Raw genomic sequence first — 14,702 nt, 5'->3', positions numbered from 1 at the left:
TGGGAGTAGGGAGTAGGGAGTAGGGAGTAGGGAGTAGGGAGTAGGGAGTAGGGAGTAGGGAGTAGGGAGTAGGGAGTAGGGAGTAGGGAGTAGGGATGCATCGCTTTTCTCATACTTCGTGCTCTGTTGACAACAAGGATAGGTTGACAATGTAAACTTTTATTACTGGATTCAAAACTTCTGGACAAAAGAGTGTTAATAGTGCTGATAGACTTCTTTCGTTAGTCTGTAGTCTATGGGCTTACTCAGTTTCTCTATGCCGGTGATTACCCCTGATGCTATATGCTTAACTATTTTCAAAGTCTGCCTTATTCTGTAAAGGTTATTTTAGGATCGTTCATTGTTGGATTTATCTTGGCTGGATTGCTAAATATAAGTTACTTCCCCTCAATTTTAACTACACTTAATGATGAGGGTTTAGTTGACGTTACATTATTGGTTCAAACAGAAGACAATCAACCTATAGAAGGTGCAGAAGTACAATTTAACAGTAAGGGAGCACCAACAACTAAATATACTACAAAAAGTGGCTATGCTGAAATTAAAGTACCTGATCGAGAAAGTGTTGAAATTAATATAACTAAAGAAGGGTATGAAATTTTAGTGGAAATAATTAATCTGGAGGTAGATCCGGACACCAACAGAAAATTCAAATTAAAGTCTAATAAGTTATCAAAGTTAGAGTTGAAGATTGATTATCAACACTATACAGCGGAAAATGAAGTTTTTCCACTAACTCTATCCTTAATGAAACCGGATCTAAACAGTCCTTTAATTCAAAAAATATTGCAAACCATTGATATTGATAGTGTTCCTTTAGTAGCTCGTAATGATGTTTTTAACAACATCAATAAATTCATAAATGAGAGTGGCAATCAAGAAGTAATAAATGTTACTTCGGGTGTTCAGATCGCGAGTCAAGATAAATTGGATGATACTAAAGTATTAGTAAATAGAGAAGAAGGAGTTGGGGACTTTTCATTAGAATACACAAATAATTCTATTAAATTTCTACAAGATGATTTCTGTGATAATTTGAGTTATGCACCGGTTTTAGGTCAATTTAATACCGATGATGACAGTAAATATACATTTTTAATGTATAATCATGATCAAGGAAAAGTACTTGGGAATATTATACAATACCCAAAGCTTTCAGATATTGTTAAGTATGGACAAAAACATTACTATCGTTTGAGTGCCTGTAAAAATCGGGACGTTTGGATTAAAAATATTATTGCTAATAATCCTGAGTTTCGTGGTTTGCTCGGCTTTAACTATCCATTTGTTATTGATATAGATGAATTTTACTCCCGTGGCTGTGGAGGTATTCTAGATATTTTTTTAATTGAAAAAATTGCTTCATTGCCTTATGTTAAATTTATTGATTTTGTCAACAATAATCAAGAACCGGTCAGGATAAGTTCTATAACTTATGATTCCATTAAAAAGAGTCCTTACGAGCTTACAGTTGCAGATCAAAGGAGTAGCATTTTTGAATCTAGTGATACTTGGACACAAGAACTCAACATTTCTTTGAAACCTGGGAATAATTTTTTAATACCCATAGAGTTTGGTTTTAATGCTCAATATATTGAGGAGTATTATCAGAATCTAGGTTTAAAATATTTTGATAAAAGTAAACTTGTTAATCTTAAAAAAATTTATGTTACTAAGGCTTTATCGAAGCCAGAGTCGAAAAAATTTTCCAATACGTCAGATTATAAACAGCAAAACAGACTACTTACGACTCCTATCACTCTTTCTCAAGAGTTTATAAACAGTACTAGTTCTTTAAGTGAATTATCGGAGTTAATTCCTAATAGAATTGCTGTCGGTTCGATTTTAAATGTTAAGTCAATAAAAATAAATGGTAAAAGCATCGATATATTACCACCCAGTGATGAGCCTACTGTCTATATATCCACTTATCTACAGGCTGGAAGTTGTCCATACTTGGTGGTTTATGATCCTAAACAAGATGGCTGGTTAGAACTAGGCACAATTTTATATGCCAGAAAGAATAAATCCTTACAGCAGGAGGAGCTGCATAGCCTGGGGGATAGTGTATCGAAATTTAGGATAGAGGAACGAGAAGCAGAAATTACTTATATTGATGCACTTTCAATTGTTTACACTGACCCCGAAACAGAAAAGGTAGAGGAAGTCATTTATCCAATGACTGAGTTACAAAAGGTGGATGAAGACTATTTTAGTCTACATCAAGGAGAGGCTTTAGAGATTGACTTGGAACAATTTATTCCCGCTAATGCTTCCGATGTCAAACTCAAGATTAATGGTTATTACCAGGTTTTACAGGAAGAGCTGTCCTAATTTGGCCTATGGCAACGATGCTTGAATTATACTCCTAAGCCAAGATTGATAGGACTTTTGGCATAATTTAGTACATTAGTACTGGTTAACTTCAGTTAAAGGATTCGGTTAAAGGTAGAAAGAGGTTTTCCCTTTAACCTTTAACCGTCACCAAGGGCAATTTAGCCCTGCAGTTTCCCAACAGGATTATTCCTTCAAGGGTGTTTCAAATATCACCACATGGTTGAAATTGGGCAGCAAACGCTGAAGAGCTTGCTGATAGGCTTCCGCATCACTGCGCCGATGAAATCGCGCTACGGTTATGCGTTGCATCTTAGGTAGGTGCCGAATGACACACCACGGCTTTAATCGGTCTCGGTAAGTTTGTCGAGTTGATATCATATAGTGAAATACCCCATTTCTATGGGTTGTTTTAAGAAAGGCGATCGCCCAGTAGTTTTGCGGCCTCTTGGGTGATCGCCGAATATTCTATTTACTATTAAATATGTAGTTGCGTAGTTTGTCAAGTCCAAAATGGGATTAATTAGGTTACGAGTTCGAGAATTAGCAGCGGAGAAGGGTTGGACCTTGAAAGAAGTTTCCGATCGTTCTGGAGTAACCTATAGCACTGTGGCTAGTTATGCCCGGCGTGACGCCATGAGTATGACGGACTTTACAGCAATTCTGAAGCTAGCCCGGGCCTTTGATGTTATGGTTGAAGATTTGGTAGAGGTTATCGAAGAGTAGGGAGTCGGGAGTCGGGAGTCGGGAGTCGGGAGTCGGAACCCACCCCTAACCCCTCCCAGGAGGGGAAGAGCGGGAAATGGGGAGAATTATCCCGGAAATTATTGTGTATTTTGATACATATTTTGATTAATTTATACGTAGCGATGCAGCGCGGTCTTGGGAGAAACCCCCATGAGCGACTGCATCAAGACAATAAAAGTACCTACTCGCCCCTTTGTAAAAAACCTACCCTTGTATAGCAGTCGCCAGGGCAGGCGCGGACATGACAAAAGTCTCAAACCTAAATAAGCGCAAGAGTTTGACTTCTGACTTCTGACTTCTGACTTCTGACTTCTGCTATAAAACACCCCACACCACTTGTGATCAAAATTGCGATAGTTTGCAGATACTCGCATAACAAACATGGTAGGTTTACTGGATTGGGAAAACTTAGCAACAAAAGGCATGAAATTGTTTTCTATGCTTTTTGAAACTCTAACCAGTTAAGAAGATTGAAACTCGGCAAACCTTACTTCCTCAAATTCGTTTTTCCTAGCTTATCAGTGATGGATCGCTACATCGCTGCTGAACTCATCCCACCCTTTCTATTTGGTGTTGGCGGGTTTTCATCTATTGGTGTGGCTGTGGGTAGCCTGTTTGATATGGTAGTCAAAATCACTGAGTTAGGACTATCTTGGACAATTGCTGCCCAAGTCGTGCTCTTAAAGTTTCCTGAGTTTATGTCCTATGCCTTACCCATATCAGTACTGCTGGCGACACTAATAGCATATTCTCGCTTGAGTAATGACAGTGAGTTAATTGCCCTGCGCAGCTGCGGTGTGAGTTTATATCGACTAGTTGCCCCTGCTCTGGTGCTCAGCCTAGTGGTCACGGGGATAACTTTCCTCTTCAATGAATTAATTGTTCCAGCGGCTAACTACCAGGCAACTATAACTTTAGAAAAAGCTCTTAATCAGGAAAAACCCTCTTTCGAGGAAAACGGTATTCTGTATCCAGAGTATCAGACTTTTACCCAAACCAATGGCACAACTACTCAGACAATCAAACGCTTATTCTATGGGAATCGATTTGATGGTAATAGTATGAAAGAGCTGACTGTCTTGGAGTGGTCTAATCAGGGGAAGTTGAACAAAATTATTCTATCGGAATCAGCCCTTTGGAACTCTAAGCAAAATACCTGGGATTTTTTCCATGGGTCAATTTATTTTATTAGTCCTAATACCTCTTTCCAGAAAATAGTGACCTTTGATCATCAACAAATCCCATTTCCTAGAGCACCCCTTGATTTAGTCACTAAAGCCCGTGACCCTTATGAGATGAATATTATTCAAGCCATAGAAATGATTCACTTGCTTAAGGGAGCTGGCGATCGCAAAAAACTCCGGATGCTGCAAGTGCGGATGCAACAAAAAATTGCTTTTCCATTCATTTGTATAATCTTTGGCTTAGTGGGAGCAAGCATGAGTATTCGACCTAAACGAATTAGTAAAGGGACTAGCTTTGGGGTCTGTTTAATCGTAATTTTTGGCTACTACTTACTGAGCTTTGTAATCGGAGGTTTCGGTATAGCGGGAATTCTGTCCCCAGTTGTAGCCGCCTGGTTACCTAATTTATTCGGTTTCGGAGCAGGAGGATGGTTATTGTGGCGATTGGAGGGTAATGGTTGATGGTAATTTTGAGTAGGGAGTAGGGAGTAGAGAGTAGGGGGAAGAAAATCGACTCTAGCTCATAAGTACGATCGTCAGTATTCAGCCTAATACTTACATTAATTTATGACCTTGGATGTTAATTTAAAATTCTGTAAGCATTCAGGTGCGTTACACTGTTGTTTTTTTATTCGCTCAAGGGTAAGTATTCAATTCGGTCTTGATATTCCTTGGGAAAGGAAGCTCCAGCAATAATGATTAGCTCTGCGAGGGTTTCTCCAATATGATTGGATGGATCGATTACAAAAATCCCCGGTACGTGCCGACTCTCTGCGAGATGGTCTACTAAATGTTTAGGCATAGATTTCCGATTGTTTGTTACTAAAATAAAATCATGAATCTCACACCAGATTAAAATCTCTGGATCGAGAGTTCCTTTAGGAGGAGCGCCTGGATCGCCGATCCTTCTGACAATAAGTTCTGGTGCTTGGCGCATCAGTTGGGTTCGGTAAAGGGAGGCGATATGCTCGTCCAGTAAATATTGGATCGTCATACAGCGCTCTTCGCTTGGGATGACTCTCGCTCCAGAGCGGCTTCTGCTTTCAATTGCCGGAACCTCTGTCGTGCAGGAGAAGGATTCTGTTTTTGTTCTTCTCGTTGTTGGCGGCAAAACTCTAGCCAGTCAGCTAAGTAAGCGCTGACCTCTTCTTTGTTGTGTAGATAGTAGAGAATAGTGGCATGAACCTGTTCTAAGGTAATGGTGTCAAATTGTTGGGTAATTTCTTCAGGGGTTCTGGCGCGGTAGATATATTCGTAGAGGACGCTTTCGATACCAATGCGGCTACCTTTGATGCGAATGTCGTCAGAGGCTAGGAAGTCGAAGTAGTCTTGGATTTCCATGGCAATTTGCAATTAATAAAAAAAGTTTGAAAAAAAAATATGAGGCGCGAATACAATTTTTAAGTAGATGTAAACTACATTTAATTTTACCGTTATTATTTTTTTTAAGTCAACCTATTCGTTTATAATGGAAACGTGATTGCTAGGGATAAATCAAACTTTTGACCATTGTTTTCCTGGTAAGAATCCAATCGTTTTTTAGCATCCCCAGGATCGATATCGAGGCACGTAAGCATTAGGCTGTTCGCGTAGCGTGCGCGTAGCGCATGAGCTTAGATCTGAATGCTTACAAAATTGTTAAAATTGAAAATAATCAATGGCTATTAACCAGTTGAAATTTTCAATTTTAACTAATCCCAGTTATTCTTAAACTGCTACAGCAGTTACCTTCAGTTCAAAAATCCTATTGATTACATCTTCTACTACCTTATCAGGAGTAGACGCTCCAGAGGTTACTCCTACTACTATCGAACCAGAGGGAAGCCAATTTCGTGCTACTTCCACCTCCTGATGCAGGGGTTTATGCTCGATTTCATCAGCAGAAATAATCCGGTTGACACTGTCAATGTGATAAGATGGTAGTTGTCGCTCAATAGCAATTTCTTGCAGGTGAGTGGTATTGGAGGAATTAAAGCCACCAATCACAATCATCAAGTCTAGCTTTTCTTCTACGAGCTCCAACATGGCATCCTGCCGTTCTTGGGTGGCATCACAGATAGTATTAAAGCTTTGGAAGTGATCATTTAAATTAGACGTACCATATTTCTTCATCATGGTGCGCTCAAAAAGTTTGCCGATCTGCTCGGTCTCGGTCTTGAGCATAGTAGTTTGGTTGGCAATCCCAATCCGCTCTAAATCCTGCTCCGGGTCAAAGCCAGCTGAGATAGCGTTTTTAAATTTATCGAGAAATTCGTCCCGGTTGCCACCATTGAGAATGTAGTTGGCAACGTATTCCGCTTCTTGTAGATTCAGCAACACTAGATATTTTCCGGCAAAGGAACTCGTTGCTACCGTTTCCTCGTGTTTATATTTGCCGTGAATAATGGAAGTGTACTCTTTTTTCTTATGCTTCTCTACCGTATTCCAAACTTTGGACACCCAAGGACAGGTAGTATCTACAATCTTGCAGTCTTTCTCGTGGAGCAGCTGCATTTCCTGAACACTAGCACCGAATGCTGGTAAAATCACTACATCCCCAGCACCGACAACAGAGAAGTCTTTCTTGCCATCCTCAACGGCAATAAATTTTACTTCCATTTCCCGCAAGCGCTGGTTAACAGAGGGGTTGTGAATAATTTCATTAGTAATCCAGATCCGTTCATTGGGGAAGTGGGTGCGGGTTTCATAAGCCATGGCTACAGCTCGCTCTACACCCCAGCAAAAGCCAAATGCTTCTGCTAGCCGGATGGTCACATCTCCCTGTTGCAGCCGATAGTTATTGGCACGAATCTGTTCAATCAGACTGCTTTGATATTCCGATTCCAACTGAGAGGTAACTTCGGCTTCGTGACCAAATCCTTTACGGTGGTAGTTATCTGATTTTTGGAGTGAGCGCTTGAAAGCTTTTGTATCCATTGAGCTATCTGAATAAAATTAATTATCAATCACTGCTATTACTATTAATTTACTTTTAATCAACCTTGACCTTAGTTACTATAGCAATCCTAAATAAATTGTGATAATTTTTGTTCCCTACTCCCTGCTCCCTACTCCCTGCTCCCTGTCCCCTTTGCTATCGGAATAGCTAATCCTTCTTGGAGGATAAGTTCCTCAAAGATTTGTAAACCATAGCGCCAGACTAAGTAACCTTGGGGACTCAGATGCAAGCCATCGGTACTAAGCTCAGGTTGCAGGTTGCCCTGATTATCCGCAAAGAGGGGATAGAGATTTAGATAAATCGCTCCTTCTGCGTGAGCGATCGCTTTTAGCTGCTGGTTCAGATTTTGGATGCGACTGTTGGGGATAGTAAGTAAGCGATCGCGTCCTTCCCAGGTTGCCTGTTCAGCACCATGGGGCAAAATCGATTGAAGGACAATCTTAGTTTCGGTATGGGCTCGCCGCAAGTAGCGAATCGTTAGCCGTTGGTTTTCTAGAATTGCTTCATCCTTGACCCCCCGAATTAGGTCATTGATGCCAATCATCACAAAAATTGCTTCTGGCTTAGTCTGATCCAAAATATCTAAGCGCTTGAGCAACCCTGCTGAGGTTTCCCCAGACAGTCCTTGATTAAGCCAGTAGCGTTTTGGGGGTAGCAGTGCATTGGGAAACCATAGGCTTAGAGAATCTCCCAACAGGACTGTTAACTGTTCCGGTTGTTGATTAGCCACTACCTGAGCTTCCTTCTCCAGCAGTGCCAGCCATTGTTGGTAATTTAACTGGTGTCGTGGCCCTAATTCAATTACTGGCTCAGGGGTAGGATTTAAAATTCGGGTAGTTACCACAGGATGGCTAACTGGATCTGACTTTGACTGGTGATACTCACCCAGTAGTAACCAGGTGAGAGTCACAATCATAAACCCATTGGCAGCAAGGGATAGTAAAGCCCAAGGTGGACAACGCTTCAACTCAATGAACAAAAAATTTGCCTTATTTCTGTTCTAACATCCCTGAGGGAAAAGGTAATACCATCAGTTGACAGTTAACTGTTAACTGTTAACTGTCAACTGTTAACAAAACCTAGTTAAAAGCAATCGGCCATTTCAGCAAAACGCTAAAATTCAGAGCTACTAGCCATGTCTGTAGTACTACTGAAGTTACCCATGCTAGAACTAGGGATCACACTGGATTCCTTGACAAATCCAGCATAAGCTTCCATACCGTGTTCAGCAATATCCAAGCCTTCCAGTTCTTCTTCTGGCGTCACCCGGATACCGAGGGTTAGTTTCAGCACGAACCAGACGATGCCACTAAACAGCACCGTGAAGCCCCCAATCGCTAGAATACCGATGATTTGGGTGCCAAGTTGACCGGCACTACCGGCGGTGAACAGACCTGAATCTTTAGCGAAAAGTCCAACGGCTAGGGTTCCCCAGATACCATTGACCAAGTGGACTGAAATTGCCCCTACCGGGTCATCAATTTTGATGTTGTCAAAGAAGGAAACGGAGAATACAACAATGATGCCACCAATAGCACCAATAATCACTGCTGAGAGATAAGTGACATTGTTACAGGGAGCGGTAATTGCCACTAATCCTGCCAAAATCCCGTTAATGATCATTGACAGGTCTGGCTTACCATCTTTTAGCCAAGCCGTCAAGGTAGCAGTAATCCCACCAGCTGCTGCGGCTAGGTTAGTGGTCACCGCAATATAGGGAACTGCCTCACTAGCAGCTAACTCAGAACCGGGATTGAAGCCAAACCAGCCGATCCAGAGAATCAAGCAACCAAGAGTGGCAATACTCATGTTGTGACCTGGGATAGCACGAGGTTCACCGTTTTCGTACTTACCGCTACGGGGTCCGAGGAAGGCAGCTCCCATCAAAGCCGCCCAGCCACCAACGGAGTGAACCACGGTTGAGCCAGCAAAGTCTGAGAATCCCATGCCACCAAGCCAACCATCACTGCTCCAAACCCAGTGTCCAGTGATGGAGTAGGATACCCCAACAATCAGGATGCTGAAGATTAAAAAGTCTAGGAACTTAATCCGTTCAGCAACAGCACCGGACACGATGGTGGCAGCAGTTCCAGCAAAAGCAGCTTGGAATAGGAAAAATACCGATATCGGTAGACCTGCCGGAAATGGATCTAACCCATAGGTAGCGGGGTCTTCATTGCTGAGGAAAAAGCCCGACAGTCCAATAAATGCGTTGCCTTTGCCGAACATAAACGAGAAACCAATTGCCCAAAACGCAATGGTTGCCAAGGCAAAGACGATTAGGTTCTTCGAGAGAATATTAACCGCATTCTTCTGGCGGCAGAAGCCGGTTTCTAGCATTCCGAATCCGGCATTCATGAAAATAACTAAAATAGCAGCTACCAATACCCAGATAGTATTGAGAGTTCCCTGAATTTCTGCTGGGGTAGGTGCCGCACTATCCTGGGCAACAGCAGCTGTATGCCAAACTAGAATAATTATCCCTGTCAGGGGAATACAGGCGAGCCAGTAGGGGGAAAAGGATTTTGCGATCGCTTTGAATGGCTCTAGATAAGGAGAATCCCACGATGAGCGGGAGGCTTGGTGAGCCATAGGTCGCCTAGATTTTACTAGGGTACCTTTGTTTTTCATTGTTCGCTGAGATTTTGAACTTGTCATAATAAGCGTTAACTTACCTCTCTTTTAGATACACTTCCTCACACTGAGAAACTTCAGGAAACAAATTGTAAAATTAGCCACCGAAACCTAAGAGTCCATCGTTTTTAAAGGACTCATCATGACCTCACCCTGCTACCTTTACATACCTGATTGCTAGATGCTAGACCCCTGTCTGCGCCAGTAATCAGGGAGTTTCGTCAGCTAAAGCCTCGTCTTAAGACAAAACCCTACAAATAACTGGGACTATAGTCAAGGGAATTAAAGCATTATTTGAAATATTTCATTAAAAATTTCATTAAGAAATATTTCATTAAAAATTTCTGCAGGATACACCCTCTACATTGGTAGAGTTACCTGGTTAAGGGGATTTCAAACAGGACTTACACATTTGACCCCTAAATTACCCACTTCTGGGTAACTTTGACATCATTACCCCCCCCATAATTGGGGGCTAGGGGGGCGAAATAAACTTCACCGCGTAAGTCCTGTCAAAGTGCGAACGCCACTTTGTCGCACTCAGCCCCCTGTGAGATGCTGCACCTCCAACTAACGGTTTACAAATTAATCCAGTTCTAGGTTCGAGTAACTGTGTTTTCTTGGTAGAAAATTGACCAAGCAATTTCGATAAAACTGTTACACGATACATGGTTATCAACCTCTCGTGTAAAAGTGATTAGTCCCCAAGACCCAAGTTTAGCAAGATGTCCCAACTACCACACACTAATGCTCACGAAAGTTTGCCGATAATCCGAACTGGGGAAGTATAACGGAAGTGCTTACCAGCTCGCGCTTGTGGTCTAGTCAACCCTAAGAAAGTGTTACCGCTTTCTTAGCCCACTTACATCCTTTCGGATTAGGTGGGGTTATTGACTAGTTGATAGCTTTGTATTTGAGGTGTTTTGATATAATATCTTTTTATGTTATGATTCTGTATCAATAGATACTGTTTTTAACAAAAAATGAGCGTATTCAAAATTAGGTAGATGCCATGTCTAGTCGGGGATCTCATTGGGTGTGGAGTTGGGTGTGGAGAATTGGACAATCTCACGGGTATAAGCCGATCATGGTAAAACTATAAGAATGGGCATACTGTAGACTAGGCATGTATTTGATATGCTCAACGGATTAACTATGGAATTGTATAGATAACAGCAGTGAATCGAATTGACCAGGAATTGGCAACCTTAGAGGAAGCCATCATCCATTTGGCACAGGAATTCCAAACAACCTACTCTAACTATTTGACCTTTTTAGGTCAATGCGTGGGGCAGCAGCTGATTATGGCTGCCTATCGGATTTGCACTCAAGGGTATCCTGAGTCTTTTCTAAATTTGTCGGTTAACAGTAAGCAACAGTTACAGCAATCCCTACGAAAGCTGGCTCAAGAGACTCAAGAACAGTTGCCATCACTCCTCGAACAGTGGCAAGAGTCAAGGTCAGCTACTACTGATGACTCTAATCATGACTTGGATCATGACTCTGATCATGATCCAAGTCATGACTCTGAAAATTATGAAATGTCTTCATCTACAGAAGACTCTTCATGGTTTAAAGCTCCAACCGAGCCATCACCAGCAGCTGAGTTAACGAGTAACCCACGAAATAGCATAGAAAAACTGGAGCAATGGCTCAAGCACCTAGACAGTGGGATCACCAAAACCATTCAAGATGTCTCTGTGGAAGCTAATCGGCTATTGCATAAATGCTCTATTATACCAGACAAATTCCCCCAAGAAATCCTAGAAGCAGCGGTAAAAGTCGAAGCATCTGCGGTCGAAACGGCTGAATCTCCTAATATTATCAAAATAATGATGGAAACTAAAGGTGATCGGGAAACCGATGAATCCAGATTAACCCGTATTATTGCCATTAAGCTGCGCTTATCTGAGATAGAGTTTGCTGAGCCCAACTTGACCCCTGGACGTAATAAAATTAGAGATCTATTAGCTAAAATGAGTCAACTGAAGCGAGAGTATTACAAAAAACAGCGGCAAAAGGCAGTTGCTCAAGCCGAAGCAGCATGGCGTGCCAGCTGGTTTGATGATTAAACTGAGGTAATGATCAATGACTAATGACTAATGACCAATGACCAATGACCGAATTACCAGATTGGGTGCGATTGCAAAAAGCCCTGTCGGTAGAAGCAAGAGTTGGCTTTACTGATTTGGAAGGGAATCAATACCGCTTTAGTGAATTCCTCTGCCTCAGTTTTAGTAAGACTCCTAATGTCCTCACATCAACTGAGAAACGGCGTTGGCAGGAAATCGGCAATCAGTTTGCCCGTTATGCTCAGATGACGCTACAGCAAAGGCAACATCTGGTAGCTGATACTCGCCGCTTTCTCAACGACCTCCAGCAGGACACTCAACGCCGTTTAGCTAAAGATAAATCTCAAACAGAACATCCTATGGTCAGAGTGCCTAAAACCAAGCCCTTGGTGGAGAAACAACAGGCATCCTCAGAGCTTGGTAGTAAAAAAAACCTTGACCTACCACTGGCTAAGTTGGCAGCGGTGGGTAGTAAAAACAGTGAGTATTTAGCACGTCTGGGTCTGCACAAAGTGCGTGACTTGCTCTATTACTACCCCCGTGATCATGTTAACTATGCCCGTCAGGTCAATATGGCTGACTTAGTACCTGGTGAAACAGTTACTATCATGGGTACAGTGAAGCGCTGTAACTGTTTCAGTAGCCCTCGTAATAAAAAATTAACTATTTTAGATATAGTCTTAAAAGACTCTACTGGTGAAATTAAGCTCAGTCGTTTTTTTGCTGGCTTTCGTTACAGTAATCGTAACTGGCAGTATCAACAAAAGCGGCGGTATCCAGTGGGAGCAGTGGTAGCTGCTTCGGGTTTGGTAAAGAAAAATAAATATGGGATTACTCTAGAAGACCCGGAACTGGAAGTATTAGAACATCCAGGGGGTAGCATTGACTCGATGAAAATAGGTCGAGTTGTACCGGTTTATTCCCTAACCGAAGGGGTACCAGCCGACTTGGTGAGGCGGGCGATAATTGCTGCACTTCCCTACACTTATTTGATTAAGGAACCCTTGCCAGTAACCTTTCGTAAAGAATATGGGTTGATGGGGGTTTCTGATGCGATCGCAAACATTCATTTTCCCCAAGATGCAGACACCCTTGCTGATGCCAGAAGGCGCTTAGTCTTTGATGAATTTTTCTACTTACAGCTCGGATTTCTCCAGCGCCGCCAAGCTCAGCGTAAAACCCAAAGCAGTGCGGTCATGGCTCCGATTGGTAAACTCTTTGACCAATTTAATCAACTGCTTCCTTTTGAATTAACTGGTGCTCAGACAAGAGTCATCAATGAAATTCTCAAGGATATGGAATCAGAGACACCCATGAATCGATTGGTTCAGGGAGATGTCGGTTCCGGTAAAACTATTGTAGCAGTTTATGCTATTCTAGCCGCCATCCAATCGGGGTACCAAGCGGCTCTGATGGCTCCCACTGAAGTATTAGCTGAACAGCACTATCGTAAGTTAGTAAATTGGTTTAATTTACTACACCTTCCGGTTGAATTACTAACAGGTTCTACTAAAGTTTCTAAGCGTAGAAAAATTCATTCCCAGCTAGAAACAGGAGAACTTCCTTTGTTGGTAGGAACTCATGCTTTGATTCAAGACCCAGTGAACTTCCACAGTTTGGGTTTAGTAGTAATCGATGAACAGCATCGATTTGGGGTCAAGCAACGGGCTCGTTTACAGCAAAAAGGCCAATCTCCCCATGTGCTGACTCTGACCGCTACGCCAATTCCCAGAACCCTAGCGCTAACCCTCCACGGGGATTTGGATGTGAGTCAGATTGATGAATTGCCCCCTGGTCGTCAGAAGATTCAGACTACTGTACTAAAGGGAAAAGAGAGGAAACATGCCTATGACCTGATTCGTCGAGAAGTGGCTCAAGGACGGCAAGCCTATATGGTATTGCCCTTGATTGAGGAATCGAACAAATTAGATTTGCGGTCAGTAATTGAAGAGCATAAACGACTGTCTGAAAGTATATTTCCAGAATTTAAGGTTGGGTTACTTCATGGTCGGATGAATTCAGCTGAGAAAGATAAATCACTTAGTGCCTTTCGGGATAACAAAAGCCAAATTATTGTTTCAACTACTGTGATTGAAGTGGGTGTAGATGTACCAAATGCTACCGTAATGATGATTGAAAATGCAGAACGGTTTGGGTTATCTCAGTTACACCAATTACGGGGTCGTGTGGGTCGAGGTTCTGACAAATCTTATTGTCTTTTAGTAAGTGGTTCTAATACTGAAACAGCTAGACAACGTTTGGGGGTATTAGAACAGTCCCAGGATGGCTTTTTTATCTCTGAAATGGATATGCGTTTTCGTGGTCCTGGGGAAGTTTTAGGTAAGCGCCAATCCGGGTTAGCAGATTTTGCTCTAGCTAGTTTGGTAGAAGACCAAGAGGTATTAAATTTGGCGAGGGATGCAGCAGAAAAGATTATTCTTCAGGATGAAATATTGGAGAATTACCCTTTAATGAAAGTCGAGTTAGAGTATCGGTATCAGTGGTTAATGGATGGGACAATTATGACTTAATTTACCATAGAATTATTTGATAAGTTGGGAGTAGGGAGTAGGGAGTAGGGAGTAGGGAGTAGGGCAGAGGGAACAAAAATTAATTCTCATAATTACTACACGGATACCTATTAATAATAGAAATTAATAATGGATAAAATGGATAAACGGTAATGGTTAACTGTAAAAGCAACTAATTAGTTTTATTATTTGGAGTTAGTTTTTGACTTCAAAGATATGGTGTATACAGGGGTTCTTTAGTACCTTGTTTAAAACCCCTGTA

11 protein-coding genes are annotated in these 14,702 nt (G+C 41.9%); 5 read left to right on the top strand and 6 right to left on the bottom strand.

The annotated features are described in order from the left end of the window. Window positions 1–282 precede the first annotated feature (282 nt). Window positions 283–2,334, top strand: a complete 2,052-nt coding sequence (locus F6J94_RS18225) for a hypothetical protein (RefSeq protein WP_293043100.1) — start codon at window positions 283–285, stop codon at window positions 2,332–2,334. 186 nt (window positions 2,335–2,520) lie between these two features. Here F6J94_RS18225 and F6J94_RS18220 read toward each other — a convergent pair whose 3' ends face one another. Continuing rightward, window positions 2,521–2,715, bottom strand: a complete 195-nt coding sequence (locus tag F6J94_RS18220) for a hypothetical protein (RefSeq protein ID WP_293021955.1) — start codon at window positions 2,713–2,715, stop codon at window positions 2,521–2,523. Between the two features lie 132 nt (window positions 2,716–2,847). On the opposite strand from F6J94_RS18220, the gene F6J94_RS18215 reads away from it, so the two are divergent. Together F6J94_RS18215 and F6J94_RS18210 are read left to right on the top strand one after the other, a co-directional pair. Then, window positions 2,848–3,060 (top strand): helix-turn-helix transcriptional regulator, encoded by a 213-nt coding sequence (locus F6J94_RS18215; protein ID WP_008185577.1) that lies wholly within the window; start codon window positions 2,848–2,850, stop codon window positions 3,058–3,060. Window positions 3,061–3,551: 491 nt separating this feature from the next. Then, entirely contained in the window at window positions 3,552–4,727 is a 1,176-nt protein-coding gene (locus tag F6J94_RS18210) for an LptF/LptG family permease (RefSeq protein ID WP_367142232.1), read from the top strand. A gap of 166 nt (window positions 4,728–4,893) precedes the next feature. Here the strand turns inward: F6J94_RS18210 and F6J94_RS18205 are convergent, their stop codons facing one another. From F6J94_RS18205 to F6J94_RS18185, 5 genes are all read right to left on the bottom strand, one after another. Continuing rightward, entirely contained in the window at window positions 4,894–5,259 is a 366-nt protein-coding gene (locus tag F6J94_RS18205; protein ID WP_070395639.1) for a DUF5615 family PIN-like protein, read from the bottom strand. Beyond that, window positions 5,256–5,606, bottom strand: a complete 351-nt coding sequence (locus F6J94_RS18200; protein WP_293021954.1) for a DUF433 domain-containing protein — start codon at window positions 5,604–5,606, stop codon at window positions 5,256–5,258. The genes F6J94_RS18205 and F6J94_RS18200 overlap by 4 nt, the downstream gene beginning before the upstream one ends. Window positions 5,607–5,972: 366 nt before the next feature. Beyond that, window positions 5,973–7,181, bottom strand: coding sequence for a 4-hydroxy-3-methylbut-2-enyl diphosphate reductase (locus F6J94_RS18195; protein WP_293043098.1), 1,209 nt, complete (start codon window positions 7,179–7,181; stop codon window positions 5,973–5,975). Window positions 7,182–7,312: 131 nt separating this feature from the next. Further along, window positions 7,313–8,182, bottom strand: a complete 870-nt coding sequence (locus tag F6J94_RS18190; protein WP_293043096.1) for a GDSL-type esterase/lipase family protein — start codon at window positions 8,180–8,182, stop codon at window positions 7,313–7,315. Window positions 8,183–8,316: 134 nt separating this feature from the next. Then, window positions 8,317–9,834 carry an ammonium transporter gene (locus F6J94_RS18185; RefSeq protein WP_293043094.1) on the bottom strand — a complete coding sequence of 506 codons (1,518 nt, stop codon included), beginning with the start codon at window positions 9,832–9,834 and terminating at the stop codon, window positions 8,317–8,319. A gap of 1,181 nt (window positions 9,835–11,015) precedes the next feature. Here F6J94_RS18185 and F6J94_RS18180 point away from each other — a divergent pair. Together F6J94_RS18180 and recG are read left to right on the top strand one after the other, a co-directional pair. Next, window positions 11,016–11,909, top strand: coding sequence for a hypothetical protein (locus F6J94_RS18180; protein ID WP_293043091.1), 894 nt, complete (start codon window positions 11,016–11,018; stop codon window positions 11,907–11,909). Between the two features lie 44 nt (window positions 11,910–11,953). Beyond that, entirely contained in the window at window positions 11,954–14,440 is a 2,487-nt protein-coding gene (recG, locus tag F6J94_RS18175) for an ATP-dependent DNA helicase RecG (RefSeq protein ID WP_293043088.1), read from the top strand. The last annotated feature ends 262 nt before the right edge of the window (window positions 14,441–14,702 follow it).

The organism is Moorena sp. SIO1F2 (assembly GCF_010672755.1).
GTDB lineage: Bacteria > Cyanobacteriota > Cyanobacteriia > Cyanobacteriales > Coleofasciculaceae > Moorena.
This window is presented reverse-complemented; position numbering and strand designations above follow the sequence as displayed.

Bases quoted from the DNA above. Each gene is read 5' to 3' on its own strand.
- recG (WP_293043088.1), top strand. From the start codon at position 11,954: ATGACCGAATTACCAGATTGGGTGCGATTGCAAAAAGCCCTGTCGGTA.
- F6J94_RS18225 (WP_293043100.1), top strand. From the start codon at position 283: ATGCTTAACTATTTTCAAAGTCTGCCTTATTCTGTAAAGGTTATTTTA.
- F6J94_RS18220 (WP_293021955.1), bottom strand. From the start codon at position 2,715: ATGATATCAACTCGACAAACTTACCGAGACCGATTAAAGCCGTGGTGT.
- F6J94_RS18185 (WP_293043094.1), bottom strand. From the start codon at position 9,834: ATGAAAAACAAAGGTACCCTAGTAAAATCTAGGCGACCTATGGCTCAC.
- F6J94_RS18215 (WP_008185577.1), top strand. From the start codon at position 2,848: ATGGGATTAATTAGGTTACGAGTTCGAGAATTAGCAGCGGAGAAGGGT.
- F6J94_RS18205 (WP_070395639.1), bottom strand. From the start codon at position 5,259: ATGACGATCCAATATTTACTGGACGAGCATATCGCCTCCCTTTACCGA.
- F6J94_RS18200 (WP_293021954.1), bottom strand. From the start codon at position 5,606: ATGGAAATCCAAGACTACTTCGACTTCCTAGCCTCTGACGACATTCGC.
- F6J94_RS18195 (WP_293043098.1), bottom strand. From the start codon at position 7,181: ATGGATACAAAAGCTTTCAAGCGCTCACTCCAAAAATCAGATAACTAC.